Annotated in this window: 23 protein-coding genes and 1 other RNA gene; 22 read left to right on the forward strand and 2 right to left on the reverse strand. The window is 62.7% G+C overall.

Features of this window, described 5'->3' with window-relative positions; all coding sequences use genetic code 11:
* Positions 1-121 precede the first annotated feature (121 nt).
* Positions 122-1,102: a MerR family transcriptional regulator gene (locus tag IGS58_RS27265; protein ID WP_230523160.1), complete on the reverse strand. Its 981-nt coding sequence runs from the start codon at positions 1,100-1,102 to the stop codon at positions 122-124.
* Positions 1,103-1,267: 165 nt separating this feature from the next.
* Between IGS58_RS27265 and IGS58_RS27270 the strand changes: the two genes are divergently transcribed.
* The 10 genes from IGS58_RS27270 (at position 1,268) to IGS58_RS27315 (ending at position 10,963) form a co-directional block, all read left to right on the forward strand.
* Complete coding sequence (locus tag IGS58_RS27270) at positions 1,268-2,578, forward strand: NAD(P)/FAD-dependent oxidoreductase (protein WP_230523161.1); 1,311 nt, start codon at positions 1,268-1,270, stop codon at positions 2,576-2,578.
* Complete coding sequence (locus tag IGS58_RS27275) at positions 2,568-3,365, forward strand: DUF1365 domain-containing protein (RefSeq protein WP_070258926.1); 798 nt, start codon at positions 2,568-2,570, stop codon at positions 3,363-3,365. The genes IGS58_RS27270 and IGS58_RS27275 overlap by 11 nt, the downstream gene beginning before the upstream one ends.
* On the forward strand, positions 3,362-4,603 hold the full coding sequence (locus IGS58_RS27280; protein ID WP_442908383.1) for a class I SAM-dependent methyltransferase: 1,242 nt from the start codon (positions 3,362-3,364) through the stop codon (positions 4,601-4,603). Before IGS58_RS27275 ends, IGS58_RS27280 begins: the two co-directional genes overlap by 4 nt.
* Before the next feature lie 2 nt (positions 4,604-4,605).
* The gene (locus IGS58_RS27285) at positions 4,606-5,154 is read left to right on the forward strand and encodes a chalcone isomerase family protein (RefSeq protein WP_070258836.1); all 549 of its coding nucleotides are present in this window, start codon (positions 4,606-4,608) and stop codon (positions 5,152-5,154) included.
* Positions 5,151-6,431 (forward strand): MFS transporter, encoded by a 1,281-nt coding sequence (locus tag IGS58_RS27290; protein ID WP_230523162.1) that lies wholly within the window; start codon positions 5,151-5,153, stop codon positions 6,429-6,431. The genes IGS58_RS27285 and IGS58_RS27290 overlap by 4 nt, the downstream gene beginning before the upstream one ends.
* Positions 6,419-6,979 (forward strand): DUF3833 domain-containing protein, encoded by a 561-nt coding sequence (locus IGS58_RS27295; RefSeq protein ID WP_081345821.1) that lies wholly within the window; start codon positions 6,419-6,421, stop codon positions 6,977-6,979. The genes IGS58_RS27290 and IGS58_RS27295 overlap by 13 nt, the downstream gene beginning before the upstream one ends.
* Positions 6,976-7,743 (forward strand): SDR family NAD(P)-dependent oxidoreductase, encoded by a 768-nt coding sequence (locus IGS58_RS27300; protein ID WP_070258840.1) that lies wholly within the window; start codon positions 6,976-6,978, stop codon positions 7,741-7,743. Before IGS58_RS27295 ends, IGS58_RS27300 begins: the two co-directional genes overlap by 4 nt.
* Positions 7,740-8,177 carry a nuclear transport factor 2 family protein gene (locus IGS58_RS27305; protein WP_070258842.1) on the forward strand — a complete coding sequence of 146 codons (438 nt, stop codon included), beginning with the start codon at positions 7,740-7,742 and terminating at the stop codon, positions 8,175-8,177. The genes IGS58_RS27300 and IGS58_RS27305 overlap by 4 nt, the downstream gene beginning before the upstream one ends.
* A 975-nt stretch (positions 8,178-9,152) precedes the next feature.
* A complete protein-coding gene (locus tag IGS58_RS27310; protein WP_070258844.1) occupies positions 9,153-10,268 on the forward strand; it encodes a porin in 1,116 nt (371 codons plus the stop codon).
* A gap of 152 nt (positions 10,269-10,420) precedes the next feature.
* Positions 10,421-10,963 (forward strand): hypothetical protein, encoded by a 543-nt coding sequence (locus IGS58_RS27315; protein ID WP_070258846.1) that lies wholly within the window; start codon positions 10,421-10,423, stop codon positions 10,961-10,963.
* 73 nt (positions 10,964-11,036) lie between these two features.
* Here IGS58_RS27315 and IGS58_RS27320 read toward each other — a convergent pair whose 3' ends face one another.
* Complete coding sequence (locus tag IGS58_RS27320; protein WP_230523163.1) at positions 11,037-12,740, reverse strand: thiamine pyrophosphate-binding protein; 1,704 nt, start codon at positions 12,738-12,740, stop codon at positions 11,037-11,039.
* 235 nt (positions 12,741-12,975) lie between these two features.
* Here IGS58_RS27320 and rnpB point away from each other — a divergent pair.
* The 12 genes from rnpB to murC all read left to right on the forward strand — a co-directional run bounded on the left by rnpB (position 12,976) and on the right by murC (position 26,839).
* An RNA gene (gene rnpB, locus IGS58_RS27325) (RNase P RNA component class A) lies at positions 12,976-13,315 on the forward strand.
* A 661-nt stretch (positions 13,316-13,976) separates the two neighbouring features.
* Positions 13,977-14,405, forward strand: coding sequence for a division/cell wall cluster transcriptional repressor MraZ (gene mraZ / locus IGS58_RS27330; RefSeq protein WP_034748899.1), 429 nt, complete (start codon positions 13,977-13,979; stop codon positions 14,403-14,405).
* 9 nt (positions 14,406-14,414) lie between these two features.
* Positions 14,415-15,386, forward strand: coding sequence for a 16S rRNA (cytosine(1402)-N(4))-methyltransferase RsmH (gene rsmH / locus IGS58_RS27335; RefSeq protein ID WP_070258850.1), 972 nt, complete (start codon positions 14,415-14,417; stop codon positions 15,384-15,386).
* Positions 15,383-15,652, forward strand: a complete 270-nt coding sequence (gene ftsL / locus IGS58_RS27340) for a cell division protein FtsL (protein ID WP_034748894.1) — start codon at positions 15,383-15,385, stop codon at positions 15,650-15,652. Before rsmH ends, ftsL begins: the two co-directional genes overlap by 4 nt.
* Positions 15,652-17,430: a peptidoglycan D,D-transpeptidase FtsI family protein gene (locus IGS58_RS27345; protein ID WP_034748891.1), complete on the forward strand. Its 1,779-nt coding sequence runs from the start codon at positions 15,652-15,654 to the stop codon at positions 17,428-17,430. Before ftsL ends, IGS58_RS27345 begins: the two co-directional genes overlap by 1 nt.
* Before the next feature lie 8 nt (positions 17,431-17,438).
* Positions 17,439-18,947: a UDP-N-acetylmuramoyl-L-alanyl-D-glutamate--2,6-diaminopimelate ligase gene (locus tag IGS58_RS27350; RefSeq protein ID WP_034784966.1), complete on the forward strand. Its 1,509-nt coding sequence runs from the start codon at positions 17,439-17,441 to the stop codon at positions 18,945-18,947.
* 11 nt (positions 18,948-18,958) lie between these two features.
* Positions 18,959-20,389, forward strand: coding sequence for a UDP-N-acetylmuramoyl-tripeptide--D-alanyl-D-alanine ligase (locus IGS58_RS27355; RefSeq protein WP_211551872.1), 1,431 nt, complete (start codon positions 18,959-18,961; stop codon positions 20,387-20,389).
* Positions 20,390-20,391: 2 nt separating this feature from the next.
* Positions 20,392-21,567, forward strand: a complete 1,176-nt coding sequence (gene mraY / locus IGS58_RS27360) for a phospho-N-acetylmuramoyl-pentapeptide-transferase (protein WP_034784967.1) — start codon at positions 20,392-20,394, stop codon at positions 21,565-21,567.
* On the forward strand, positions 21,567-23,123 hold the full coding sequence (murD, locus tag IGS58_RS27365) for a UDP-N-acetylmuramoyl-L-alanine--D-glutamate ligase (RefSeq protein ID WP_230523164.1): 1,557 nt from the start codon (positions 21,567-21,569) through the stop codon (positions 23,121-23,123). Before mraY ends, murD begins: the two co-directional genes overlap by 1 nt.
* Positions 23,123-24,334, forward strand: a complete 1,212-nt coding sequence (gene ftsW, locus IGS58_RS27370) for a putative lipid II flippase FtsW (protein ID WP_230523165.1) — start codon at positions 23,123-23,125, stop codon at positions 24,332-24,334. The genes murD and ftsW overlap by 1 nt, the downstream gene beginning before the upstream one ends.
* Positions 24,331-25,425 (forward strand): undecaprenyldiphospho-muramoylpentapeptide beta-N-acetylglucosaminyltransferase, encoded by a 1,095-nt coding sequence (murG, locus tag IGS58_RS27375; RefSeq protein WP_071653277.1) that lies wholly within the window; start codon positions 24,331-24,333, stop codon positions 25,423-25,425. Before ftsW ends, murG begins: the two co-directional genes overlap by 4 nt.
* Before the next feature lie 10 nt (positions 25,426-25,435).
* Positions 25,436-26,839, forward strand: a complete 1,404-nt coding sequence (murC, locus tag IGS58_RS27380) for a UDP-N-acetylmuramate--L-alanine ligase (RefSeq protein ID WP_034784971.1) — start codon at positions 25,436-25,438, stop codon at positions 26,837-26,839.
* Position 26,840 lies beyond the last annotated feature (1 nt).

The following is a 26,840-nucleotide window of genomic DNA, read 5'->3' on the forward strand; positions in this document are numbered from 1 at the left end:
GACACTGTGTTACGGGCTATTCTACCAGAGCGCGCCCGGCCCTTCATGCTTTACTGTTCGATTGGCAACATTGCGCCGCTATCCACGGAGATCGCCGCAGTTGCCGCGCTTTTCAGCCGGTTCAGTGGGTTTGCAGGGCCAGTGCCTGGTGGCGGCGGCGCCAGTCGGCGATGCTTTCGTCGACTTGCCGCAGGTCCAGCACATGCAAAAAGTGTGGCGGCTGCCTGGTCAGCACAGGACTGCGTCCGCCGGCCCACAATTCCATGTTGGGCGGCAAGCTTGCATGCAGCTGCTGCAGGCTGTCGCGCGTCTGCCGTTGCTTGCTGGCGCTGGAAAACGATAGCGCCACGATGTCCGCCCGTTGCGCGCGGGCGGCCGCGACGATGTCCGTCAGCGGCGTTTCCACGCCCAGCGACATGCAATGGGCGCCGGCCGCCGCGCACAGCGCCTCGGCCATCAGCAGCCCCAGGCCATGACGCTCCTGCGGCAAGGTACTGAGGACGATGCGTGGGGAGCGCGTGGACGGGCTGCTTGCTTGTGGCAGGGAAAAGATGGCGTGGCGCATTACCGTTTGCAAGGTTTCGCTATACAGATGCTCTTCATATACGGCCAGTTCGCCGCAAGCCCACGCTTCGCCCACCATGCCGGTGAGGGGGGCGATGACGTCGATGGTGAACGCTTTCAGGCCCAGCACGGCCAGCGCCTGGCGCAGGGCGTCGCCCAGTTCGGCCATCTGGTGGCCACGGCACAGGGACAGGTAGTGTTCGAGCTGGGGGGCCGGCGTTGACGGCGCCGCGCTGCTGGCGCTGGCCAGCTGCTGCAATTGCACGGTGCTGTGCTGCATGATTTTGCCCGGGCGGAATCCGAGGTCCAGCAAGCGCTTGACCATGCGCAACTTCTGCACTTGCTCGGCCGGGTAGCTGCGCTCGCCAAAGGCGTCGCGCTGGGGCTGGGGAAAGGCGTAGCGGCGCTCCCACACACGCAAGGTTTCCTTGGCCAGTCCGGTATCGCGTTCGACATCGCTGATGCTGAAGGCGGAAGTGGGTTGCAGGTCAGTATCCATACCAGGGTGGCTTTGCTCGCTTGCGGAAGAACGTGGCATGCATTTTACGCCTTCCGCCGCCCCATACCAAATAGCTGAATCCGATTGGAAAGTGCGGGCGTATGAGTTTTGGAGCGGCTCGCACACTCATTGACATGAATCAATAATTCATCGATTATCCATGAAGCTGATTTTGTCCAGGACAAACTTAATGCAGGTGTACTCATGAAAATTGCCGTCGTCGGAGCAGGAATCGCAGGTTTGTCGTGTGCCTATCGCCTGGCGCAATCGGGCCAGGACGTCACCTTGTACGAGGCGGGCGATTATTTTGGCGGCCACAGCCACACGGTCGATGTCACGCTCGATGGCGTCACGCATGGCGTCGACACGGGTTTTCTCGTGTTTAACCACGCCACGTATCCGCACCTGGTGCAACTGTTCCAGGAACTGGGCGTCGAAGCGGCCGACAGCGACATGTCGTTTTCCGTGAAGATGCCGCTGGGCGCGACGCCGGACGCCCGCGTGCTGGAATGGGCGGGCGCCAATCTGGACACCGTGTTTGCCCAGCGCAGCAATCTGCTGCGCCCCGCCTTTCTGCGCATGTTGCGCGACATTCTGCGCTTCAACCGCCAGGCCAGCGCCCTGGCCACGGCCGCCTTGCCGGCGCCGGCCATGCCGCTGGGGGAATTCCTCGACCTGCACGGCTATGGCGACGAGTTCCGCCATTGGTATCTGTTGCCGATGGCCGCCTGCATCTGGTCGTGTCCGGCGCGCCAGATGCTGGCCTTTCCCTTGGCCACCTTCATCCGTTTCTGCCACAACCATGGCTTGCTGCAAGTGAGCGACCGGCCGCAATGGCGCACGGTGCGGGGCGGCTCGCGCGTGTACGTGGAAAAATTGCTGGCAGGCATCCCACAGCAGCGCCTGGCTTGCCCCGTGCTGGCCGTGCGCCGCCAGCCGCACGGTGGCGCGCGCATGGTCGAGCTGCAGACGGCCGCCGGCGTCGACCACGTCGACCACGTCGTGCTCGCTTGCCATAGCGACCAGTCGCTGGCCCTGCTGGGAGATATCCGCGACGACGAACGCGGCGTGCTCGCCGCCGTGCGCTACCAGCCCAACCGGGCTGTGCTGCATACGGATGCGTCCTGCCTGCCGCAGCGCCGCCGTGCCTGGTCGGCCTGGAATTACCAGGGCCGGCCGGCCGCGCACGGGGATGCGCCGCAGGTGTGCGTGCATTATTTGCTGAACCAGTTGCAGCCTTTGCCCTTCACCACGCCTGTCATCGTTTCGCTCAATCCGCTCGACGAGCCCGATCCGGCAAGCATCATCGACGAGTTTTCGTATGCCCATCCCGTGTTCGATGGCGCGGCCATTGCGGCCCAGGCGCGCCTGGCCAGCTTCCAGGGCGCGCAGCACACGTGGTTCGCGGGCGCCTGGACCGGCTATGGCTTCCATGAAGACGGCTTGAAGTCGGGCCTGGCCGTGGCGGAAGCACTCAATGGCCTGGCGTCGGCGGAGCTTGGCCATGCCGCGTGATCCCAAGCAGCCGCTCCGGCCGCAGCCCCAGCTGTGCCTGGGACGGGTGCGCCATGCGCGGCTGCGTCCGCGCGCGCATGCCTTTGCTTACGGCATGTTTTATGTGCGTTTGCCCTTGCGCAGCCTGGGCGCGCACGATTTTGCTGCCCGTTTGATTTCGCGCAACAGCGCCAATGTGCTGTCCTTCCGCGACAGCGACCACGGCGATGGCACGACGCCGCTGCTGGACTGGATCGACGGCTTGCTGCGCCAGCATGGCGTGGTCGACGCGGGCGGCGAAATCTGGCTGCAAACCATGCCGCGCATGTTCGGCTATGTCTTCAATCCCGTCAGTTTCTGGTTTTGCCACGGGCTTGACGGCGCGCTGCGGGCTGTGCTCTGCGATGTGCGCAATACCTTTGGCGAGCGCCATTTGTACTTGCTCGAGCAGGGCGGCGCCATCGCGTATGGCAGCGAACTGGTCGCCAAGAAAATTTTCCACGTGTCGCCGTTTTGCAAGGTGGAAGGCCAGTACCGCTTCCGTTTCCTGCGCAATCACGCTCAGGGCGGCGAGCGCCACCTGGCCAGGGTCGATTACGACGACCTCGATGGCCCGCTGCTGCAGACGAGCTTGTCCGGCACGGCGCAGCCGCTGCGCGATGGCGCCATCGCCTGGGCCTTGCTACGCTACCCCCTGATGACGTTTGGCGTGATGGCGCGCATCCATTGGCAGGCATTGCGCCTGTGGCTGCGCCGCGTGCCGTTTTTCAGCAAACCCCACCCTCCACAAGAAAAGGTGTCCCGATGAGCTCCGATTCCCTGCCGACCGGCCTGCATGCGCGCAGCAGTTCCACTCCCTTGCATCGGCATGCGCACGTGGACATGCCCGCTGCCGGGCGCATGATCGTGCGCCTGCTGGAAAAATTGCAATATGGCGCTTTGCGCCTGCGCACGCCTGATGGCAGCATCTTGCTGTACGGCGATGGCAGCCACCCCGTCACCCTGGACTTGCACAACTGGCGCCTGTGTGCGGCCGTCCTGCGCTCGGGCGACATCGGCTTTGCCGAAACGTTTATCGCGGGGGACTGGCGCACGGACAATTTGCCGGGCTTGATCGAATTGATGATACGCAACCGTGCGCACATCGAATCCCTGATCTACGGCAACTGGTGGGGCAACCTGATCTATAAGGTGCGCCATCTGCTGCACCGCAATTCGCGTGCCGGCAGCAAGAAGAATATCCACGCCCATTACGACATCGGCAACGCCTTTTACCAGCTGTGGCTGGACCCGTCGATGACGTATTCGAGCGCGCTGTTCACCGAAGGCGCCAGCCTGGAGCAGGCGCAAGGTGCCAAATACCAGCGCATCGCGGACCAGCTGCAACTGCAGCCGGGCCAGCGCGTGCTGGAAATCGGCTGCGGCTGGGGCGGCTTTGCGGAAACGGCGGCGCGCGACTGCGGCGCGCACGTGACGGGTCTGACCTTGTCGACGGAACAGCTGGCCTATGCGCGCCAGCGCCTGCACGATGCGGGGCTGGCAGGGCAGGCCGACCTGCAGCTGTGCGATTACCGCGACAGCCATGGCCAGTACGACGCCATCGCCTCGATCGAGATGTTCGAAGCCGTGGGACAAAGCTACTGGCCCGGCTATTTCGAGTGTGTGGCGCGCAACCTGAAGCCGGGCGGACGCGCCTGCATCCAGACCATCGTCATCGCCGACGAACTGTTCGAGCGCTACAGCAAGAGCACGGATTTCATTCAACAGTACATTTTCCCGGGCGGCATGCTGCCTTCGCCGGCCGGGTTTCGCCGCGCCGCCGAGGCGCAGGGCTTGCGCGTGGAAGACGCCTTCAGCTTTGGCCTCGATTACGCGGAAACCTTGCGCCAGTGGCGCGCCAGCTTCCTGGCCCAGCGCGCGGCGCTGGAAAAGCAGGGTTTCGATGGCCGTTTCCTGCTCACCTGGGAGTTTTACCTCGCGTATTGCGAGGCCGCCTTCCAGGCGCACAACACGGATGTGATGCAATTTACCCTGATCAAGGACTGACCATGCGCCGCCTGCTTGCCACTGTTGTGCTGTCATTGACCATGTTGGGCGCCGCTGCCGCGCCGCCAGCCTTTATCGCTGCCGACGTACCCGAGGCCCGCCTGGCGGGCGAGGGCGAATACACGTGGTTCGGCATGCGTATTTACCGCGCGCAACTTTGGGTGGGACCGCAAGGCTACCAGGGTACGGCATCCGAATCGGCGCCGTTTGTACTGGAACTGCGCTACGCGCGCGCGCTCGACGGCAAGAAAATCGCCGAAGCCAGCTACGAACAGATGCAGAAAATCGGCGCGGGTACGTCGGAGCAGCGCCTGGCCTGGCTGGCCACCATGCAGCGCATCTTTCCTGACGTCAAGGAAGACCAGCGCATCGCAGGCGCCTACCGGGCGGGCATCGCGCCCGGCGTGCGTTTTTATCTCGATGGCAAGGTGCTGGCCGACGTGACGGATGGCGACTTCGCGCGCGCCTTCTTTGCCATCTGGCTGTCGCCGTCGAGCACGGCGCCGAAGCTGCGCGCGGCCTTGCTGCAGAGTGCGGCGCCGCTGCCATGAACGCCGGGGCCAGCGCCTTGACCTTGCCTGCCTTGTTCAGTTATGGCCTGTTCGGCCTGCCGCTGGCCATGCTGGCGCTGCCCATCTATATATATGTGGCGCCGTTTTATGCGCAGCGCAGCAGTCTTGACCTGGCGCAAATCGGTGCCGTGCTGCTGGCGGCACGCATCGCCGCCGCCTTCATCGATCCTGCCCTCGGTGTCTGGATGGCGCGTGGCGGGCGCGGCTATGCAATATATGTTGGCGCCTCGCTGCCCTTGCTGCTGCTGGGCTTTGCTGCCCTGTTCCATCCGCCGGCCATGCGGGAAGCTGCCACCCTGGCCTGGTTCCTGGCCGCCTTGCTGCTCGTGTATGCCGCCTATGGCCTGGCCGGCATCGCGCACCAGAGCTGGGGCGCGGCCCTGAGCCAGCTGCGCGCGCAGCGGGCGCGGGTGACGGCCGTGCGCGAAGGCTGCGGCTTGCTCGGCGTGATCCTGGCAGCGGGGCTCACTTCCGTGCTCGGCTACGACGGCTTGTCGCTGGCCTTCGCCATCTGCCTGCTGGCGGCGGGGGCGCTGCTGCTGGCGCGCGCGCCGCGTCCGGTGTTGCGCCAAGGCCCGCAGGCGCTGCCCGCTGGCGCCTGGCGCCTGCCGTTTCGCCAGCGCGCCTTTCGCTGGCTGTTTGCCGTCTTGCTCGTCAATGGCGTGGCAGCCGCCATTCCCGCCACCCTGTTCCTGTTCTTTGCCACTGACTACCTGCGCCTGGGCCATTACGCAGGGCCGTTCCTGATCGTCTACTTTTGCGCGGCGGCCGCCTCGATGCCCGTGTGGGTGGCCCTGGCGCGACGCTTTGGCGAAGCCCGTGCCTGGGGTGGTGCCATGCTGCTGGCCGCAACCGTGTTTGTCTGGGCGTATGGCCTGGGCGCGGGTGCCGCCTGGGGTTTTGCCGCCATCTGTCTGCTGTCGGGCCTGGCGCTGGGCGCCGACCTGGCCTTGCCGCCGGCCCTGCTGGCAGGGCTGATCGGCGCGGCCGGTCATGCCGGGCGGCACGAAGCGGCGTATTTCGGCTGGTGGAACTGGGGCGTGCAGATGAGCCTGGCGCTGGCGGCCGGCATCGCCTTGCCCCTGCTGGCCTGGCTCGGCTATGTGCCGGGCAGCAGCAAAGGCTTGCCAGCCCTGGCTGCCGCCTACGCCTTGCTGCCCTGCGCCTTGAAACTGCTGGCGGCGTTACTGTTGTGGCGTGCACCCTTGCAACATATATATAGTGACCACCTGGAGAATCGCGCATGCGCTTCATGAGTTATTGCAAACACCGTTTGCCGCTGGCGGTCCTGATGCTGGCGCTGGCCGCCTGCTCCACGCCGCCCACGCCGGCCATGTATGCGCAGGAATTGCCCATACTGGATCTGCAACAGTATTTCAATGGCACGCTCGATGCCCACGGCATCTTCCAGGACCGCTCCGGCAAGGTGGTCAAGCGCTTCACCGTGGTGATGCGGGCCAGCTGGGTGGGCGAGACGGGCACCCTGGATGAAGACTTCACGTATTCGGATGGCAGCCGCCAACGGCGCGTGTGGACCTTGCGCAAGACGGCGCCCGGGCGCTTCATCGGCACGGCGCCCGACGTGATCGGGGAAGCTGTCGGCGAAGTGGCCGGCAATGCGCTGCGCTGGCAATACGTGCTGGCGTTGCCCGTCGACGGCACGGTTTACCACGTCGACTTCGAGGACTGGATGTTCCTGATGGATGACAAGGTCATGCTGAACCGCGCCGCCATGAGCAAGTTCGGCTTCAGCCTGGGCGCCGTCACTTTATCGTTCAGCAAGCGTCCGCAGGCGGCCCCATGAATCGCAAGGTTACCAGCTGGGCCGGCAAGCGCGTATGGATCATCGGCGCTTCCAGCGGCATCGGTGCCGCGTGCGCCACCTTGTTGCTGGAGCAGGGCGCCAGCGTGGCCTTGTCAGCCCGCCATCGTGCCAGCCTTGAGCGGCTGTGCGACGGACAGGCGCTGGCGCAGGCATTGCCGCTCGATATCACCCAGCACGCGCAGCTGCGGGCCGTCTGCGTAGAATTGCAGCAGCAGTGGACGCATATCGACCTGATACTGGTGGTCGCCGGCGGCTATCAGGCGATGCGCGCCGATAGCTTCGACCTTGAGGCAGCCCAGGGCTTGCTGGCCTTGAATGTGGGCGGCGTCTTCAATTGCCTGGAGCAGGCTTTGCCGTGGCTATTGCGCCAGGGCAGTGGCGGCATCGGCATCGTCGCTTCGGTGGCCGGTTATGGCGGCTTGCCCAAGGCGCTCGCGTACGGCGCCAGCAAGGCGGCGCTGATTAACCTGACAGAGTCGCTGTATCTGGACCTGCATCCGCGCGGCATCGGCGTGTACCAGATCAACCCCGGCTTTGTCGCCACGCCCTTGACGGCGGACAACGATTTCACCATGCCGGCCCTGATGACGGCGCGTGACGCGGCCGCCGCCATGCTCGACGGCATCGAGCGGGGCCAGTTCCATATCCACTTCCCCAAGCGCTTTACCAATGCCATGCGCCTGGCGCGGCTGTTGCCGTACCGCGCCTATTTTTGGCTGATCCACAAGGTGACGGGCCTATGAGCGCAACCATGGAAGGCGCGCTGGCGCGCCTGGTGGCGTTTTACGAGCATCTGAGCCTGGAAAGCCTGGCCCAGCTGGGCGCCGTGTATGCGCCGGACGCCCGCTTCAAGGACCCGTTCAACGAGGTCGAGGGCCATGCCGCCATCCTGGCCATCTTCGAGCACATGTTTGTGCAAGTCGATGCGCCACGGTTTGTCGTGCTGGAAAGCCTGGGGCAGGGAGAGCAAGCGTTCCTGACGTGGGAGTTTCGCTTTCGCATGAAACGCCTGGTATCTGGCGAACAATGTATTCGTGGCGCAACACATGTGCGTTTCGATAGGCAGGGACGGGTGGTAATGCACCGCGATTATTGGGATGTGGCGGAAGAATTGTATGAAAAACTGCCGGTGCTGGGCCCTTTCATGCGCATGCTCCGCCGCGCAAGCCAGCGTTAAGGCTGATTCTTGATGCTTATAAGCAAAAAATGCGAAAAAGAAAAAGTAAATTGTGTGGTATCGGGTCGGCGAAAACTTGATTTCGGTCAATGTGTCGTTTTTTAGACACAAATATGTCGAAATATTGAGAAGGCAACATTGTAAGAATTTGTTTCAACTGATGCGCAATTTGCAAGCAAGAGTCGTCCTCATCGGTTCTAGGCGGGTGGCTGAAGAGTTAGCCGGAAAACATGAAAAACATTTCTATGTGAGCAATTTAAATTACCGGAAAGTCAGTAATTGTGTTGATACTCTGCCTATTTTCCTGACGCGCGCGCCGACGTCAAAAATGGCGTCTACGCCCCTGAATAATGCGGCAACGCACCAAAACAGGGCGTGATATTTCCCGTTTTTGGGCATCCGGCAGCAAACATTGGCGATGCCGTGTATGCTTCGTTCCGTTTATCCATTATCGCCTGACAAATTGTGCGCTTTGTCGCGTAAATCATGCAGGGTAAATGATGGGTAAAGCATGTTGATGTTTTAATCACGCGCCTGATACTGTTGCACTAATACAACGGGTGTCGACAAGGCATGCGCTATGATGGAATGGTCAATCAGGCCAATGCATTGGTTGGCAAGGGGCACTGGCTCTGTCGCGTAGTACGGTTGGCGATGGTCGGGATGCCTGAAAAAGCCCTCGGCCTGGTACCGGAAGTAACATGTTGGAACTTGATGGAATGTGAAACGGTCGTTATAGTGCCGCTTCCGGTGCCCTTTGAGCACCGAACCGGCGCATCAAAATACGGTCGCTCTGCAGCCTTCAAGCTTATCGGTGCAATAGCGTGCCGATACCGATGTGAATTGTTCCCCTGACCGGAACAGCAATGTGGCAGGTGGAGACCTTGCCCTCACTCATAAAAAGCGCTCTGTTAGAGCGCAGCTCGAGATGCATAGGCTGTATTACTTTTTGCTTCAAAATTAAAGGAAATCGCAATGAAAAAAACTCTGATCACCCTGGCAGTTCTGGCAGCAGCCACTGGCGTAGCCCAAGCTCAATCGAGCGTTGTTATCTACGGTACCGTTGACGCTGGTTTCGTCAGCGAGCGCGGCGGCGCAGCCGGCACCACCAACAAAGTAGACAGCGGCATTGCTTCGGCTTCCCGTCTGGGCTTCAAAGGCACCGAAGATCTGGGCAACGGCCTGTCGGCTCTGTTCGTTCTGGAAGCTGGTTTCGGTGTTGACAGCGGCTCGCAAGGTAAAAACGAAGCCCTGTTCGGTCGTCAATCGTACGTAGGTCTGAGCAGCAAAACGACCGGTACCCTGACCCTGGGTCGTCAATACACGCCTTGGTACAACACCCTGTCGAAAGTTGCTGATCCATTCGCAGTGGGCTACGCTGGTTCCGCCAAGAACCTGTTCCCAGCGAACACCCGCACCAGCAACACCGTGCTGTACACCTCGCCAAACTTCAACGGCTTTGACGCTGATGTGGCTTACACCTTCGGCGAACAAGCTGATTCGAACAAATACGGCCGTCAAATCGGCGCGTCGGCTGGCTACTCGAACGGTCCTTTGAACGCACGTCTGGCTTACAACACCACCAGCAACGAATCCGCTATCAGCAACAAAGGTAGCGCACGTAACTGGTTGGCTGCAGCTAACTACGACTTCGCAGTTGCCAAGGCTTTCCTGGCATACGGCGTCAACAAAGGCGACAACAGCGCAACCTACAACTCGGGTCTGAGCAACACCAACGCAGTTGTTGCTGGTCAAGCTTTCGGCACCACCGGCAGCCTGAACGCGTACGGCTACAACGCTGCTGCTCCTAGCACCGACAGCGCTAACCTGTTGGTCGGCGCGACCGTACCAGTTGGCCCAGCTGGCACCGTGATGGCTTCGTACATCAAGACCAACGACAAAGGCATCGCTAACGCTGATGCTGATCAATGGGCACTGGGTTACTCCTACGCTCTGTCGAAGCGCACCAGCACCTACGCTTCGTACGCTAAGATCAAGAACAAAAACGGCGCAGCTTACACCGTTGGTAACAACAGCAACATCGGTTCGGGCGACAAAGCCTTCAACGTTGGTGTTCGTCACTCGTTCTAATATTCGCGCAAGCGAAGCTTAGTACCGCTGCCAGCATCCCTTCGGGGATGCTGATAAGCAAGGAAACGCGCTGTCTGGCTTCGGCCTGGCGGCGCGTTTTTGCATGTGCGGCGCCAGTTATAATCACGCCGTTACTCAAGTAAAGGAATGCCATGTATTCATTCACCTCGCCGCGCCTGGCCGCCTTGCTGGCCGCGCTGCTGCTTGCTGGCGCCACGGGCGCCGCTGTCGCTGCCGTCAAGGGCAAGAAGCCGGCCGGACTGGAGCGCTACGGCGTGGCCGTCTACTCCGACCTGTGCCTGCAAAAGGATAGCGGCGAAATCGGCGGCCAGCGCGTGACGCTGCACCGCTTTGCCGAAGCCGATTCCGTCATCTATGAATTCACGGCCGGCGCCCTGAGCTGGCCCATCGTGGCCAACGACGTCAACCTGGACGCCGCCACGGGCGCCTTCGACTTCACCATCGCCGGCGCCGACAGCGAAGAGCGCACCATCGTCGGCAAGTTTTCCAAAGATGGCCAGACCCTGACCCTGGAAGGCGATTACTGCGGCGGCAACGTGCGCATGCCGATGAAACTGAGCCGCGTGCGCGATTTCGGCCGTCCCCTGAAGCATTGCACGCCATGCCCGCCGGTGCCGCAAGCGCCCGCCGAGGCAGCGCCTGCCGAGGAAAGCGCGCCCGTGCCCGCCGCCTGAGCGATTGCTGCGGTTACAAAGAAAAAGGCCCGGTATCGACCGGGCCTTTGTTATTTCTCGCCTTGCGGGAGGCTTATTTGGCGGCCTGCGCCTTTTCCGCCGTGGCGCGGATGGTGGCCAGCGTCGCGTTCGGCGTGATCAGGTTGCCGTCGTAGCGCAGTTCGATCAAGGCCGGCAAGTTGTGCGCCTTGGCGTGCGCCAGCGCCCGTTGCAGGGCGGGGGCGAACTCTTCTGTCGTATTCACCACTTCGCCATGTGCGCCATACGCTTGCGCCAACGCCGCAAAATCCGGGTTGTGCAGGGTCGTGCCCGACACGCGGCCCGGGTAGTCGCGCTCCTGGTGCATGCGAATGGTACCGAACATCTGGTTATTGAAGACGATGATGACCACGCCCGCCTGGTATTGCACGGCCGTGGCCAGTTCCTGGCCATTCATCATGTATTCGCCATCGCCGGCGAACGTGATCACGGTGCGCTCGGGGTGCACGATCTTCGCCGCCACGCCGGACGGCACGCCGTAGCCCATGGCGCCATTCGTTGGCGCCAGCTGGGTGCGCATGCCGCCGTAGCGATAGAAGCGGTGCGCCCACGAGGCGTAATTGCCGGCGCCGTTCGTCAGGATGGTGTCAGCGGGGGCCTGCGCCATGATTTCTTGCGTCACTTGCCACAGGTCCAGCGGCGCCTGGCTATCCTGGAAGATGGGCGGGCGCTCCTGGTAGGCGGCCAGCTCGGCCTTGGCTTCGGCTGGCGTATGCTGCCAGGCGGACGCATCGACGGGCGCCATGGCGGCCAGCATGGCGCATACTTGCGGCATGCCGCTGTTGATCATCAGCTCGGCCTGGTAAACGCTGCCCAGTTCCTCGGCATCCGTATGGATGTGCACCAGGCGCTGGCGCGGCACGGGTGAGTCGAACAGGGTGTAACCGCCTGTCGTCATTTCGCCCAGGCGCGGGCCGATGGCGATGACCAGGTCGGCGTTTTTCACGCGCGCGGCCAGTTTCGGGTTGATGCCGATGCCGACGTCGCCGATGTAGTTCGGGTGGGAATTGTCGAGCAAGTCCTGGAAGCGGAAGGCGCAGGCGACGGGCAGGTGGTTGCTTTCCGCGAACTGCTGCAGGTCGGCGCACGCTTGCGGCGTCCAGGTGGTACCGCCCAGCAAGACCAGCGGCTGCTTCGCGGTCGCCAGCATGCCGCGCAACTGCTGCAGCTGGGCATCCGATGGCGCCGCCTGCACGGGCTGGTAGGCGCGCGTGTCGGCCACCGTGGCCAGCGCAATGAGCATGTCTTCCGGCAGGGCCAGCACGACGGGGCCGGGGCGGCCGCTGGTGGCGACCTGGAAGGCGCGCGCCAGGTATTCGGGAATGCGCTCGGCGCGGTCGATCTGCGCCACCCACTTGGCCATCTGGCCGTACATGCGGCGGTAGTCGATTTCCTGGAATGCTTCGCGGTCGACGAAATCATTGCCCACCTGGCCGATGAACAGGATCATCGGCGTGGAATCCTGGTAGGCCGTGTGCACGCCGATCGAGGCGTTGGTGGCGCCCGGTCCCCGCGTGACGAAGCAGATGCCCGGCTTGCCCGTCAGCTTGCCGTAGGCTTCGGCCATGAAGGCGGCGCCGCCTTCCTGGCGGTTGATGATGAAGCGGATGCCCGAATCGTGCAGGGCGTCGAGCACGTCGAGGTAGCTTTCGCCAGGCACGCCAAAGGCGGTGTCGACACCGTGGATCTGCAGGGCATCGACCAGGATCTGGCCGCCGGTACGGGGTTGTTGCGTCATGTTCGGCTCTTTATATTCTAGTGGGTGGCAAAGAAATGGGGCAAGCGGTGCGCATGCGCCTGCATGCAAGCAGCTTGCCTCATTCTATGTGAGCCGATTTGGCCCGGCTTTTGAAATGGCGACACCGAATTACACAATCCCCCGGGCCGGGACCCGACGAGGGGCCCGGCGAGCGGTGTCGCGCGTGCACAGGCCTTTTTGCAGAAACATGCTGCGGCGCGGTACAATGGCGGGTGAAGCAGGCCAGACAGTCGCTGGCCGGCGCAGCAATGCGCTGGCGGGAGGAAGGTCCGGACTCCATAGAGCGGGGTGACGGTTAACGGCCGTCCGTCGAAAGCCGCAAGGTATAAGGCGAGGAATAGGGCCACAGAGACGAGCGTATTAAGTTACGGTGAAACGCGGTAACCTCCACCTGGTGCAATTTCAAATAGGCACGCGATGATGCTGCTCGCGGAGCGTGCGGGTAGAAAGCTTGAGCGCCCGAGTAATCTGGCGCCTAGAGGAATGACTGTCATAGCGCCAACCTGCAAGGGAAGGCGCCGTAACAAAATCCGGCCTACCGGCCTGCTTCACTTGAATTCCTGTTTCCTGGCTTGCCAGGGAGCGTATCGCCCGCAGCGTTTTTCATGCTGTGCGCCGTCCAAAAAGCCCCCGCAACGGGGCTTTTTTTGTATCTAAAAATATAGCATCCGCGATAAAGTTGTATAGACAACTAAAAATGAATAATTGGTTAAAGTTTCCTGGTTACAATTAATTGCTGCGTTGCAAAAATAGTTTTCCTGCGACAGGCCAGGCCCGGAAAACAGGGGCGATACGCGCCAAGGATGATTTTCTTTTGCTTTAAACCAAGTCTTTTCCGATGCTTGATTGCTGTTGTGTCCGGATGACGAAACTATTGTCATGCGTCAACTAACTGTAAAAAATTCAATTTTTTGATTTCGTTTTTTTCGATGTTTACGGTAGGAAAACACATGTGTGCAGATGAGGTAGCACATTCACTATCTTTCATAAGTATCTAATTTATCGATATATTTTTATTTGAGACTCCTTCAACGATATGCGCTAAGTCCTTAATTTCATTAATAAAATTCCTGTTTTGCCAATCGGAAACCGCTTGACCACTATCTTTGCTTCCTCTAAAGTGGGCAACTGTGTGAAAAAGTGTGTTTTTGTGGGAAATTTTCCCTTTTCATCGCGATGCGCAAGCGTCGCAACCCAAGCTCAAAAAGGTCTTCCGTGTTTCAAGGCGCGTCCGCAATCAATCTCGATGCCAAAGGCAGGATGTCTATCCCTGCCAAGCACCGTGACGCGCTGGCGATTCAATGCGAAGGCCGCTTGACACTCACCAAACACCCCGATGGCTGCCTGCTGTTTTTTCCCCGTCCCGTGTGGGAAAGCCACCGCCAGCAAATCGCCGCCTGGCCGATGTCGGCGCGCGCCTGGCAGCGCATCTTCCTCGGCAACGCCGTCGACGTCGAGCTGGACTCGGCCGGCCGCGTGCTGATCTCGCCCGAATTGCGCAACGCCGTCGGACTGGCGCGCGAAGTCATGATGATCGGCATGGGCAGCCACTTTGAAATATGGGATGCCGCCAAGTTGGCCGACAAAGAACAGCAGGCGATCGATGCCGGCACCCCCGATGTACTTTCCAATTTTTCTTTCTAAGGCTCCGTAATGACACAACTCACGGTGCCGGAATTTCAGCATCGCACGGTGCTGCTCGATGAAGCGGTCGATGCGCTCGACCTGTCGGGCGACCGCGCGCACGGCATTTATGTCGATGGCACGTTTGGGCGCGGCGGCCATAGCCGATTGATCTTGTCGCGCCTGGCGCCCGACGCGCGCCTGATCGGCTTCGACAAGGATTTGCAAGCCATCGCCACGGCCGAACAGATCGGCGACCCCCGCTTTGAAATCGTCCACGACAGTTTTGCCACCATGACGGCCAGCCTGGCCGAACGCGGCGTGCAGCAGGTCGATGGCATCCTGCTTGACCTGGGCATCTCGTCGCCGCAAGTCGACGACGCGGCGCGCGGTTTCAGCTTCCGCAACGACGGACCGCTGGACATGCGCATGGATACCACGCGCGGCATCTCCGCGGCCGAATGGCTGGCGGTGGAAACCGAGCAGAATTTAGAGAAAGTGATACGCGATTATGGGGAAGAACGGTTTGCTTTTCAGATTGCAAAGGCGATTGTTGCTGGCCGGGCAGTCCAGCCAATTTCAAGCACACGACAGCTTGCCGGCATCGTGGCAGGCGCCGTCAAGACCCGCGAGAAGGGTAAGGACCCCGCTACCCGCACCTTTCAGGCCATACGCATTTTCATTAACAAAGAGCTCGAGGATCTCGAGATCGGTCTGAGCCAGGCGTATGCCTGCCTGGCGCCTGGCGCGCGCATGGCCGTGATCAGTTTTCACTCGCTGGAAGACCGCATGGTCAAGCGCTTCTTCGCCTCGAAGGCGAACGTGGAGCAGCCTGACCGCCGTCTGCCGATCCGCGCGGTCGACTTGCCGCAGCCGGAAATGAAGCTGATTTCGAAGATGAAGCCGTCCGACGCCGAGATCGAGGGCAATCCGCGCTCGCGTTCGGCCGTGATGCGCGTGGCGCAGCGTTTGCCCATTCCAGTTCGTGGCGGCGCCCGATGACTGGCAAGCTGTGTGTCGTGCTGTCGGCCCTGCTGGTGTGCTGCGGCCTGTCGCTGGTGAATGCGCAGTATCAGTCGCGCCACTTGCTGATCGACCTGGAGCGCGCGCAAGCGCTGTCGCGCCAGCTCGACATCGACTGGGCGCAATTGCAGCTGGACCAGTCCACTTTGGGCAAGCATGAACGCATCGAATCGATCGCGCGGCGCGACCTGAGCATGACGCCGCTGACGGCGGCGCGTACGCAATACCTGACGGAGGGCGAATAATGAAGTTGGGCGGTAATAGCAACGGCCGGGTGGCGGCATCGAAAGGCGTGCCATTCTCGAAGAACCCCGTACTGGCGGTGCGTCTGCCCGTCTGGCGTTCGCGCGTCGTGCTGTTCCTGCTGTTCTTCGCTTTCGCCGGCCTGGGCGCGCGCGCCCTGTGGCTGCAGGGCGTATCGACGCAGTTCCTGCAAAAGCAGGGCAAGGCGCGCTATGAGCGCACCCTGGAATTGCCGGCCACGCGCGGCAAGATCACCGACCGCAATGGCCAGGTGCTCGCCTCGTCCGTCCCCGTGAAAGCCATCTGGGCCATTCCCGACGACGTGCTGCAGGCATCACCCGAAAAAATCAATGCGCTGGCCGGCCTGCTGGAAATGAATGTCAACGAATTGCGCAAGAAACTCGATTCGGACCGCAGCTTCGTTTACCTGAAACGCCAGGTCGAGATGGACGTGGCCGACAAGATTTCCAAGCTGGGCATCGACGGCATCGACGAGCGCAAGGAATACAAGCGCTTCTATCCACAGGGCGAAGTGATGACCCACGTGGTGGGCTTTACCAACGTGGAAGACGTGGGCCAGGAAAGCATGGAACTGGCGCAGCAGAAAACCCTCGTCGGCACCACCGGCAGCCGCCGCGTGATCAAGGACCGCCTGGGCCACATCGTCGAAGACATCGGCTTCATCCACGAACCGCATGACGGCAAGGACCTGACCCTGTCCGTCGACAGCAAAATCCAGTACATCGCCTTCACCCAGCTGAAGGAAGCGGTGGAGAAATTCAACGCCAAGGCTGGCGGCGCCGTGGTGCTCGACGTGCACACGGGCGAAGTGCTGGCCCTGGCCAATTACCCGAGCTACGACCCGAACGACCGCCGCAAGCTGACGGGCCAGCAGCTGCGCAACCGCGTCATGACCGATACTTTTGAGCCCGGTTCGACCCTGAAGCCGATCACGGTGTCACTGGCGCTCGACACGGGCCGCGTCAAGCCGGGCACCCTGATTGACACGGGTCCGGGCCGCTATACCATCGCCGACCGCACGATCACCGATACCAAGCCGCACGGCGTGATCAATGTCTCGGAAATCATCGAGATGTCGTCGAACATCGGCACCTCGAAAATCGCGCTGGGCATGCCGTCGCAGGAAATGTGGGAAATGTTTACCAAGGTCGGCTTCGGCCAGCAGCCGAAATGGGGCTTCCCTGGCGCCGTGGCCGGCCGCGTGCGTCCGTATAAATCGTGGCGCCCGGTGGAACAGGCCACCATGAGCTACGGTAACGGCATTTCCGTGTCGCTGATCCAGCTGGCGCGCTCTTATATGATGTTCGCGCGTGATGGCGACACGATTCCCCTGTCATTCCAGAAGGTCAATGAACTGCCCGTGGGCCAGCAAGTGATCAAGCCGAAGACGGCCGCCGAAATGCGCGCCATGCTGGAACTCGTGGTCTCCGGCGCGCACGGCTCGGCCAAGCGCGCCCAGGTTGCCGGCTACCGCGTGGGCGGCAAGACGGGTACCGCCTATAAAGTGGAAAACGGCCGCTACGCGATGCCGCGCAAATATATCGGCTCGTTCGTGGGCATGGTGCCGATGTCGGCGCCGCGCTTCATCATTGCCGTGATGATCGATGAACCGACCGGCCCCGCCCACTATGGCGGCCAGGTTGCCGCTCCCGCTTTCGCGGCGATTGCGACCAACGCGCTGCGCGCGATGAACGTACCGCCCGATTCCTCCGTTACCGAAATCGTGGTCCCGGCCAATGCCGGCCCGGAGGCCATGTGAAGTCACTCATGACCATACAAGACATCAGTTTGTGGATCAAAGCGGCTGCCCCGTCCGGGCAGCTGACGTCCGATTCGCGCCGCGTGCAGCGCGGCGACGTGTTTTTCGCCTACGCGGGCGCCACCCATTTCATCGACGCCGCCATCGAGCAGGGCGCCGCCGCCATCGTGCATGATGCCGTCGAGTGGAACGCCGCATGGGCCGTGCCGCACCTGCTGGTCAGCGACCTGAAACGCCTGGCCGGTCCCGTGGCGCATGCTTTCTACGACATGCCCGACAGCGCCATGTTCAGCGCCGGCGTGACGGGCACGAATGGCAAGACATCGTGCGCGCTGTGGCTGGCGCAAGCCCTGGCGCGCCTGGGCGAAACCTCGTCCGTCATCGGGACCCTGGGCGTGGGCTTGTGCAAGCCGCGCGGCGCCATCGAATTCGACGTCACCGGCTACACCACGCCGGACGCCGTGCTGCTGGCGCGCAAACTGGCCGCCATGCGCGACGCTGGCGCCAAGGCCGTTGCCATCGAAGTGTCGTCGATCGGTCTGGACCAGGACCGCGCGGCCGGCATGCATTTTGATGTCGCCATGTTTACCAATCTGACGCGCGACCACCTCGACTACCATGGCGACATGGCGGCCTACGAGGCGGCCAAGGTCAAACTGTTCGACTGGCCCGGCCTGAAAACGGCCGTCATCAATCTGGACGACGCCATGGGCCTGCGCCTGGCGCGCCACGTGGACGGCAGGCTGGCCGGTGAATACCCGGTCATCGGCTACACCTTGCAGGACGCGGCCAGCTTGCCCGATCTGCCTGGCGTGCTGATGCTGCGCGCCAGCCAGTTCCGCAGCCGCCATGCCGGCACCGACTTCCACCTGGAATGCGCGCTGGGCGTGGCGCTGGTCAAGACGCAGCTGGTGGGCCACTTCAATATCAGCAACGCGCTGGCCGTGCTGGGCGCCTTGCTGGCGCACGGCACCGGCCTGCGCGCCGCCATCGACGGCATCGAATCCCTGCAGCCGGCCCCCGGCCGCATGCAGCAGGTGGGCGGCCAGGAAGCGCCGATGGTCGTCATCGATTACGCGCATACGCCGGACGCGCTGGAAAAGACCCTGGCTGCCTTGCGCCAGGTGGCGCAGGAGCGGGGCGGCCAGTTGTGGTGCGTGTTCGGTTGCGGCGGCGACCGCGATCCGGGCAAGCGTCCGCAGATGGGCGCCATCGCGCAGCTGGCCGATCACGTGCTGGTCACCAGCGACAATCCGCGCAGCGAAGATCCGCACGCCATCATCGCGCAGATCGTTGCCGGCATGCGTGCCGACGGTCCGCAGCCGCAAGCCATCGAAGACCGTGCCGGCGCCATTTTGTCGGCCATCAAGCACGCGGCCAAGCCGGACGTGATCCTGTTGGCGGGCAAGGGGCATGAGCCGTACCAGGAAATCAAGGGCAAGAAACTGCCGTTCTCCGATGCCGACCATGCGCAGCTGGCCTTGTCCGCGCGCCTGACGATGATGAGGACGAACTGATGGATAGCCTGATGCACGCAAGCCTGCTTGAACTGATGCCGTCGCTGGACGGCGCGCAGCTGACGGGCGACGCATCCTTTGATGGCGTCTCCACCGACAGCCGCAGCGCCCAGGCCGGCTCGCTCTTCGTTGCCCTGCGCGGCGAGAGTTTTGATGCCCACGATTTCCTCGACCAGGTGGCTGCGCGCGGCGTCGCCGCTGTGGTGGTCGAGCGCCTGCCCGAAGGCTGGGACAGCGCCACGGTGCCCGCCATCGTGGTGGCCGATACCTTGGTGGCGCTGGGCCGCATCGCCAACCATTGGCGCGGTCGCTTCAATTTACCAGTCATCGGCGTCACCGGCAGCAATGGCAAGACCACTGTCAAGGAAATGATTGCGGCCATCCTGGCGGCGGCCTTTGGCGAAGAAGGCCGTTTGGCCACGCGCGGCAACCTGAATAATGAAATCGGCGTGCCATTGACGCTGTTCCGCCTGAGCGCCGCGCACAAGGCGGCCGTCATCGAGATGGGCATGAACCATCCGGGAGAAATCGCCCGCCTGGCCGCGATTGCCGCGCCAACCCTGGCGATGGTCAACAACGCGCAGCGCGAGCACCAGGAATTCATGCATACGGTGGAAGCGGTGGCGCGCGAGAACGGCGCCGCGCTGGCGGCCCTGGCGCATGACGGCGTGGCCGTCTTCCCGCATGATGATGAATTCACGCCCGTGTGGCGCGAATTGGCAGGCGCGCGCGCCGTCATCACCTTCGGCCTGTCGAAAGAGGCGGACGTGAGTTGCACGCACCGCGCGGCCGAGGATTTTGGCAGCGACCTGTTCGTCAGCGTGCGGGCGCAGGATGGCAGCTTGCGTCAGTTTTTTGTCGGCTTGCAGGCGGCGGGCGAACACAATGTGCGCAATGCGCTGGCGGCCGTGGCATGCGCGATTGGCGCCGGCATCGCGCCAGAACATATCAAGCAGGGCCTGGAGGCGTTTTCTCCCGTGAATGGCCGGCTGCAGAAAAAACGGGCCGCCAATGGCGCCACCATCATCGACGACACGTATAACGCCAATCCGGATTCGGCGCGCGCGGCCATCGATGTGCTGGCGCAGGCCGCGGCACCGCGCATCCTGGTGCTGGGCGAGATGGGCGAAGTCGGCACGCAGGGGCAGCAGTTCCACGAAGAGATCGGCGCCTACGCCGCCGCCAAAGGCATCGAACACGTGCTGGCGACGGGCGGACTGGCGCGCCATCTGGTGAATCCGGCGCAGGAAGCCGCCAGCCAGGAATCAGGCACGGTCGTGGAGTATTTCGAACAGTTCGACGGTTTGCTGGCGGCGCTCGATGCGCATTTGTCCGGCCGTTCGGATGCAACAGTATTGATCAAGGGCTCCCGTTTCATGAAGATGGAACGGGCCGTGCAGCATTTGATTGGTTCAAACAACAATAACAAGGAAGCTCACTAATCATGCTGCTCTGGCTCGCTCATTATTTCCAGGACGACATTGGCCCACTGCGGGTCTTTAACTTCATCACGTTCCGCGCCGTCTTCGCCACCTTGACGGCGATTTTGATCGGCCTGTGCGCCGGTCCCGCCGTGATCCGCATGCTTACGCGCATGAAGGTCGGCCAGGCCGTGCGTACGGACGGCCCGCAAACGCACCTGAAAAAACACGGCACCCCCACCATGGGCGGTGTGCTGATCCTCATCGCCATCGGCATTTCCACCTTGCTGTGGGCTGACCTGTCGAACCGCTTCATCTGGCCCGTGCTGATCGTCACCTTGGGCTTTGGCGCAGTCGGCTGGGCCGACGACTACCGCAAGGTGGTGCACCAGGATCCGGAAGGCATGCGCTCGCGCGAGAAATACTTCTGGCAGTCGCTGATCGGCATCGCCGCCGCGTTTTACCTGGCGTTTTCCGTCTCCATCTCCGAGCCCAATGCTGGCCAGGTATGGAATCTGATCTACGCCTGGGTGCAATCGGGCTTCGCCATGGACTTGCCGCCGAAGGCCGACCTGATCGTCCCGTTCTTCAAGACCATCAGCTATCCGCTGGGCGTATGGGGCTTTATCGCGCTGACCTATTGCGTCATCGTCGGCACCAGCAACGCTGTCAATTTCACCGATGGCCTTGACGGCCTGGCCATCATGCCGACCGTGATGGTGGGCACGGCCCTGGGCCTGTTCGCCTACCTGACGGGTAACGCCACGTATGCGCGCTACCTGTTCATCCCGCACATCCCGGGCGCCGGCGAACTGGTGATCTTCTGCGGCGCGCTGGCCGGTTCCGGCCTGGCCTTCCTCTGGTATAACACGCACCCCGCGAAAGTGTTCATGGGCGACGTGGGCGCGCTGGCACTGGGCGGCGCACTGGGCACCATCGCCGTCATCGTGCGCCAGGAAATCGTCCTGTTCATCATGGGCGGCATCTTCGTCGTTGAAACGCTGTCCGTGATCATCCAGGTCGTCTGGTTCAAGTACACCAAGAAGCGCTATGGCGCGGGCCGCCGCGTCTTCCTGATGGCGCCGTTGCATCATCATTTTGAACAAAAAGGCTGGAAAGAGACGCAGGTTGTCGTGCGTTTCTGGATCATCACCATGATGCTGGTGCTGCTCGGCCTGACCACCTTGAAGCTGCGCTGATGATGTACGACGCTAAAACCGCACTGGTACTGGGCCTCGGCGAGTCGGGCCTGGCCATGGCCCTGTGGCTGGCCCGCAGCGGTGCCTGCGTGCGCGTGGCCGATACGCGCCAGGCGCCCGAGCGCCTCGCTGCCCTGCAGGCCGCCGTGCCGCAGGCGCAGTTCATCGCCGGCGCCTTCACGGCCGAATTGCTCGATGGCGTCGATTTCGTCGCCGTCAGCCCTGGCCTGGCGCCACAGCGCGAACTGGCGCACATCGCACCTGCCGCCTTGGATAAAAATATTCCCGTGTGGGGCGAGATCGAACTGTTCGCGCAGGCCCTGGCCGCGCTCAAGGCGGAACGCGGCTATGCGCCGAAAGTCATCGCCATCACGGGCACGAATGGCAAGACGACCGTCACCAGCCTGGTAGGCTTGCTGTGCGAACGCGCGGGCCTGGCCACACGCGTGGCTGGCAATATCAGTCCCGCTGCGCTGGACGTGCTGCGCGAAGTGCTCGATGCGGAGCCTGCGCCGCAGCCTGTGGATGCGGAAGCTGAAGTGGCGGAACCCGTCGCCAGCACCTTGCCGCAGGCGTGGATCCTGGAATTGTCCAGCTTCCAGCTGCACACGACGTTCAGCCTGCAGGCCGACGCGGCCACGGTCCTGAATCTGTCGCAGGATCACCTGGACTGGCATGGCGACATGGCTGCCTATGCTGCCGACAAGGGGCGCATCTTCGGCGAGCAGACTGTGCGCATATTGAACCGCGACGATGCGGCCGTGATGCACATGGCCGACCCGCTGACCGAAACGATCACCTTCGGCACGGGCGAACCCGTGGAAGTGGACAGCTTTGGCCTGGTGAATGAACGGGGCATCTTCTGGCTGGCGCAAGCCGTGCCCAGCGAAGAAGTGATCGAGAAAAAACGCAGGAAGAACGATCCGGCGCCGGAACCGGTGCTGACGATGGCGAAGAAACTGATGCCGGCCGACGCGCTGAAAATCCGCGGCCAGCACAATGCCTCGAATGCGCTGGCGGCGCTGGCCCTGTGCCGCGCCATCGGCTTGCCGTTCGCGCCGTTGCTGCATGGCTTGCGAGAATACCAGGGCGAGCCGCACCGCGTGGAACTGATCACGGCCGTCAATGAAGTCGAGTACTACGACGACAGCAAGGGCACGAATGTGGGTGCGACGGTAGCCGCCCTGTTCGGCCTGGGCAAGGCGTTCGGCGGCGCGGAACAGCGCCTGGTGCTGATCGCCGGCGGCGACGGCAAGGGGCAGGATTTCTCGCCGCTGGCCGAACCCGTGTCGCGCTATGTGCGCGCCGTGGTGCTGATCGGCCGCGATGCGCCGGCCTTGCGCGCGGCGCTCGAGCCGGCCGGCGTGGATATCATCGACTGCGCCACCTTGCCGGAAGCCGTCAAGCGTGCCAGCGGCCTGGCGCTGGCCGGCGATGCCGTGCTGTTGTCGCCCGCCTGCGCGAGCCTGGACATGTTCAAGAACTATGCGCACCGCGCGCAGGTGTTTGTCGGCGCCGTGCGCGACATCGCCCTGGAAAACGGACAGGATATCTGATGGCTTTCCAACTGCCCTTCAGCTTTGGTTCCGGCTCGGCTACCAAGCCGCTGGATAGCCGCGCGCGGCAGTCGAAGATGATGGACTATGACAAGCCGCTGGTGTGGGTCGTCCTGCTGCTCATGTTGCTGGGCATGGTGATGGTGTATTCGGCGTCGATCTCGCTGTCGGATGCGCGCAAGTTCGCCGCCTACACGAACAATTATTTTGTCGTGCGCCAGGCGCTGTTCATCGGTATTTCGATCGTCGTTGGCGCGCTGGTATTTCGCATCCCCGTCGCCAGCTGGCAAAAGATGGCGCCGTGGCTGTTCATCGGCACCCTGGTGCTGCTGGTGATGGTCTTGATACCGGGCCTGGGCGTGTCGGTCAATGGCGGCCGCCGCTGGCTGAACCTGCCGGGCCTGCGGCCGCAGCCGTCCGAGCTGATGAAGGTGGTGATGGTGCTGTACGCGGCCGATTACACGGTGCGCAAGCAGGAGTACATGCACAAGCTGACCAAGGGCTTCATGCCGATGGCGCTGGCTGTCAGCTTCGTCGGCTTGCTGCTGCTGATGGAGCCCGATCTTGGCGCCTTCGGCGTGATCGTCTGCATCGCCATGGGCATCCTGTTTTTGGGCGGCGTGAACGCCATCTGGTTCGGCGGCATCGGCGCCATGCTGACGGCGATCTTCGTCACCATCATCGCCTTGTCGAAATTCCGCCGCGAGCGGTTTTTTGCGTATCTCGATCCGTGGCAGGAAGACAATGCGCTGAACAAGGCTTACCAGCTGACGCACTCGCTGATCGCCTTCGGACGCGGTGAACTGTTTGGCGTGGGACTGGGCGGCAGCGTGGAAAAACTACATTATCTGCCCGAAGCGCATACGGACTTTTTGTTGGCCGTGATCGGCGAGGAGCTGGGCCTGGTGGGCGTGCTGATCGTGATCGGCATGTTTTACTGGATTATCAAGCGGGCATTTGACATCGGCCGCCAGGCGATCGCCATCGACCAGACCTTTGCCGGCCTGACGGCGAAAGGCATCGCCATCTGGATCGGCGTGCAGACCTTCATCAACATGGGCGTGAACCTGGGCCTGCTGCCGACCAAGGGCCTGACCTTGCCCTTGATGAGTTATGGCGGCACGGGCGTACTGATTAACTGTATCGGCCTGGCGATTTTGCTGCGCATCGATTATGAAAACCGGATCCTGATGCGGGGAGGCCGGCTATGAACAGCGTGACGAACTTGAAAACGACGAAAAGACTGATGATCATGGCGGCCGGCACCGGCGGCCATATTTTCCCGGGCCTGGCGATTGCGCAGACCATGCGCGCGCGCGGCTGGGAAGTGAGCTGGCTGGGCACGACCCACGGCATGGAGCAGGAACTGGTGCCGAAAAGCGGCATTCCCATGGATGCCATCGCGTTCTCCGGCATGCGCGGCAAGGGCCTGGCGCACACGGTCAAAGGCGGCTTCAAGATGCTGGCCAGCTTTTTTGCCATCCGCCGTTTCATCGCCAGCCGCAAGCCGGACGTGGTGATGGGCATGGGCGGCTACGTCACCGTGCCGGGCGGCCTGATGGCGCGCCTGAAGGGCGTGCCGCTGGTGCTGGTCAATGCCGACGCGGCGCTGCTGCTGTCGAACAAGACCCTGGTGCCGCTGGCGCAGCAGGTGTGCTTCGGCTTTCCCGCCGATTTCGGCAGCGCCGCCGGCAAGGCAGTCGTCACGGGCAATCCCGTGCGCGCCGAGATCCTCGCCATGGCGCCGCCAGCCACGCGTTTCGCGGGCCGCAGCGGACCGTTGCGCATCCTCGTGGTGGGCGGCAGCCTGGGCGCGAAAGCGCTGAACGACAATCTTCCCGCCGCGCTGGCGCTGATGCCGGAGGGCGAACGCCCGCTGGTGACGCACCAGTCGGGCAAGAAGAATATCGACGCCTTGCATGCCGCATATGCGCAGGCGGGCGTGCAAGCCAATGTGGTCGACTTCATCGACGACATGGCCAGGGCGTATACCGAGGCCGATCTGGTGATTTGCCGTGCGGGCGCCATCACCCTGTCGGAATTGACGGCGGCCGGCGTGGCCAGCGTGCTCGTGCCGCTGGTGGCGTCGACCACCAGCCACCAGCGCGACAACGCGCAATGGATGGCAAAACAAGGCGCGGCGATTCATCTGCCGCAGACGGAAATGAGTGCGGCGTCGCTGAGCACCCTGCTGGCATCGCTGAGCCGCGATACCTGCCAGCATATGGCGCAAGCGGCACTGGCAGCAGGCAAGCGCGACGCCAATGAGGCGATCGCACACGTATTGGAAAAACTGGCATGAGGTTAGTTCTGTGAAGCATAAAGTAAACAATATCCACTTTGTCGGCATTGGCGGCAGCGGCATGAGCGGCATCGCCGAAGTGCTGGTCAACCTCGGCTACAAGGTGTCGGGCTCCGACCTGGGCAGCAATGCGGCGACGCAGCGCCTGGCGAGCCTGGGCGCGACCGTCATGCTGGGCCACGCGGCCGAGAACATCGGCGACGCCGATGCGGTGGTGACGTCGGGCGCCGTCCCGCAAGACAATCCGGAAGTGGCGGCCGCGCGCGCGCGCAAGATTCCGCTGGTGCCGCGCGCCGTGATGCTCGGTGAATTGATGCGCCTGAAGCGCGGTATCGCCATCGCCGGCACGCACGGCAAGACGACGACCACCAGCCTGGTCGCTTCCGTGCTGGCGCAGGGCGGTCTCGATCCGACTTTCGTCATCGGCGGCCGCCTGACCAGCGCCGGCGCGAACGCCAAGCTGGGCTCGGGCGACTACCTGGTAGCCGAAGCCGATGAATCGGATGCCTCGTTCCTGAACCTGACGCCGATGATCGAAGTGATCACGAATATCGATGCCGATCACATGGACACCTACGAGCACGATTTTGAAAAGCTCAAGCAGGCTTTCGTGCAGTTCACGCACCGCTTGCCTTTCTATGGCCGCGCCATGCTGTGCATCGACGATCCGCACGTGCGTGCCATCATCCCGTCCGTCACCAAGCCCGTCACCACCTACGGTTTCGCGGAAGACGCGCAAGTGCGCGCCATCAACGCGCGCGCCGTGGGCCTGGAAATGCATTTCACCGTGCTGCAGGAAGGTTATCCTGACCTCGACGTGGTGCTGAACCAGCCCGGCATGCACAACGTGCAGAATGCCTGCTCGGCGATCGCCATCGCGCGCGAAATCGGCATCGCCGACAGCGCCACGCAGCAGGGCCTGGCCGAGTTTTCCGGCGTGGGCCGGCGTTTCACGCGTTACGGCGACGTGGCGCTGCCGAACGGCGGCACTTTTGCGCTGGTCGACGATTTCGGCCACCATCCGGTGGAAACGGAAGTGACCCTGGCGGCCGCGCGGGCCGCCTATCCCGGCCGCCGCCTGGTGCTGGCGTTCCAGCCGCACCGCTACAGCCGTACGCGCGACCTGTTCGAGGATTTCGTGAAAGTGCTGGGCGCGCCCGACGTGCTGCTGCTGTCCGAAGTGTATGCGGCGGGCGAAGCGCCCATCGTCGCCGCCGACGGCCGCGCACTGGCGCATGCGCTGCGCGCGCGCGGCAAGATCGAACCGATTTTCGTCGAATCCATGAAAGACATGGCCGACACCATCATGAGCGTGGCGCGCGACGGCGACGTCGTGCTGACCATGGGTGCCGGCTCGATCAGCGGTATCCCGCAACAACTGACAACGTATCCATCCAACACTGTAAAGGCCTGAT

Origin of the sequence: Janthinobacterium sp. EB271-G4-7A (assembly GCF_020858075.1) — a bacterium.
Taxonomy (GTDB): domain Bacteria; phylum Pseudomonadota; class Gammaproteobacteria; order Burkholderiales; family Burkholderiaceae_D; genus Janthinobacterium; species Janthinobacterium lividum.

Bases quoted from the DNA above. Each gene is read 5' to 3' on its own strand.
- IGS58_RS27265 (WP_230523160.1), bottom strand. From the start codon at position 1,102: ATGCCACGTTCTTCCGCAAGCGAGCAAAGCCACCCTGGTATGGATACT.
- IGS58_RS27270 (WP_230523161.1), top strand. From the start codon at position 1,268: ATGAAAATTGCCGTCGTCGGAGCAGGAATCGCAGGTTTGTCGTGTGCC.
- IGS58_RS27275 (WP_070258926.1), top strand. From the start codon at position 2,568: ATGCCGCGTGATCCCAAGCAGCCGCTCCGGCCGCAGCCCCAGCTGTGC.
- IGS58_RS27280 (WP_442908383.1), top strand. From the start codon at position 3,362: ATGAGCTCCGATTCCCTGCCGACCGGCCTGCATGCGCGCAGCAGTTCC.
- IGS58_RS27285 (WP_070258836.1), top strand. From the start codon at position 4,606: ATGCGCCGCCTGCTTGCCACTGTTGTGCTGTCATTGACCATGTTGGGC.
- IGS58_RS27290 (WP_230523162.1), top strand. From the start codon at position 5,151: ATGAACGCCGGGGCCAGCGCCTTGACCTTGCCTGCCTTGTTCAGTTAT.
- IGS58_RS27295 (WP_081345821.1), top strand. From the start codon at position 6,419: ATGCGCTTCATGAGTTATTGCAAACACCGTTTGCCGCTGGCGGTCCTG.
- IGS58_RS27300 (WP_070258840.1), top strand. From the start codon at position 6,976: ATGAATCGCAAGGTTACCAGCTGGGCCGGCAAGCGCGTATGGATCATC.
- IGS58_RS27305 (WP_070258842.1), top strand. From the start codon at position 7,740: ATGAGCGCAACCATGGAAGGCGCGCTGGCGCGCCTGGTGGCGTTTTAC.
- IGS58_RS27310 (WP_070258844.1), top strand. From the start codon at position 9,153: ATGAAAAAAACTCTGATCACCCTGGCAGTTCTGGCAGCAGCCACTGGC.
- IGS58_RS27315 (WP_070258846.1), top strand. From the start codon at position 10,421: ATGTATTCATTCACCTCGCCGCGCCTGGCCGCCTTGCTGGCCGCGCTG.
- IGS58_RS27320 (WP_230523163.1), bottom strand. From the start codon at position 12,740: ATGACGCAACAACCCCGTACCGGCGGCCAGATCCTGGTCGATGCCCTG.
- rsmH (WP_070258850.1), top strand. From the start codon at position 14,415: ATGACACAACTCACGGTGCCGGAATTTCAGCATCGCACGGTGCTGCTC.
- ftsL (WP_034748894.1), top strand. From the start codon at position 15,383: ATGACTGGCAAGCTGTGTGTCGTGCTGTCGGCCCTGCTGGTGTGCTGC.
- IGS58_RS27345 (WP_034748891.1), top strand. From the start codon at position 15,652: ATGAAGTTGGGCGGTAATAGCAACGGCCGGGTGGCGGCATCGAAAGGC.
- IGS58_RS27350 (WP_034784966.1), top strand. From the start codon at position 17,439: ATGACCATACAAGACATCAGTTTGTGGATCAAAGCGGCTGCCCCGTCC.
- IGS58_RS27355 (WP_211551872.1), top strand. From the start codon at position 18,959: ATGCACGCAAGCCTGCTTGAACTGATGCCGTCGCTGGACGGCGCGCAG.
- mraY (WP_034784967.1), top strand. From the start codon at position 20,392: ATGCTGCTCTGGCTCGCTCATTATTTCCAGGACGACATTGGCCCACTG.
- murD (WP_230523164.1), top strand. From the start codon at position 21,567: ATGATGTACGACGCTAAAACCGCACTGGTACTGGGCCTCGGCGAGTCG.
- ftsW (WP_230523165.1), top strand. From the start codon at position 23,123: ATGGCTTTCCAACTGCCCTTCAGCTTTGGTTCCGGCTCGGCTACCAAG.
- murG (WP_071653277.1), top strand. From the start codon at position 24,331: ATGAACAGCGTGACGAACTTGAAAACGACGAAAAGACTGATGATCATG.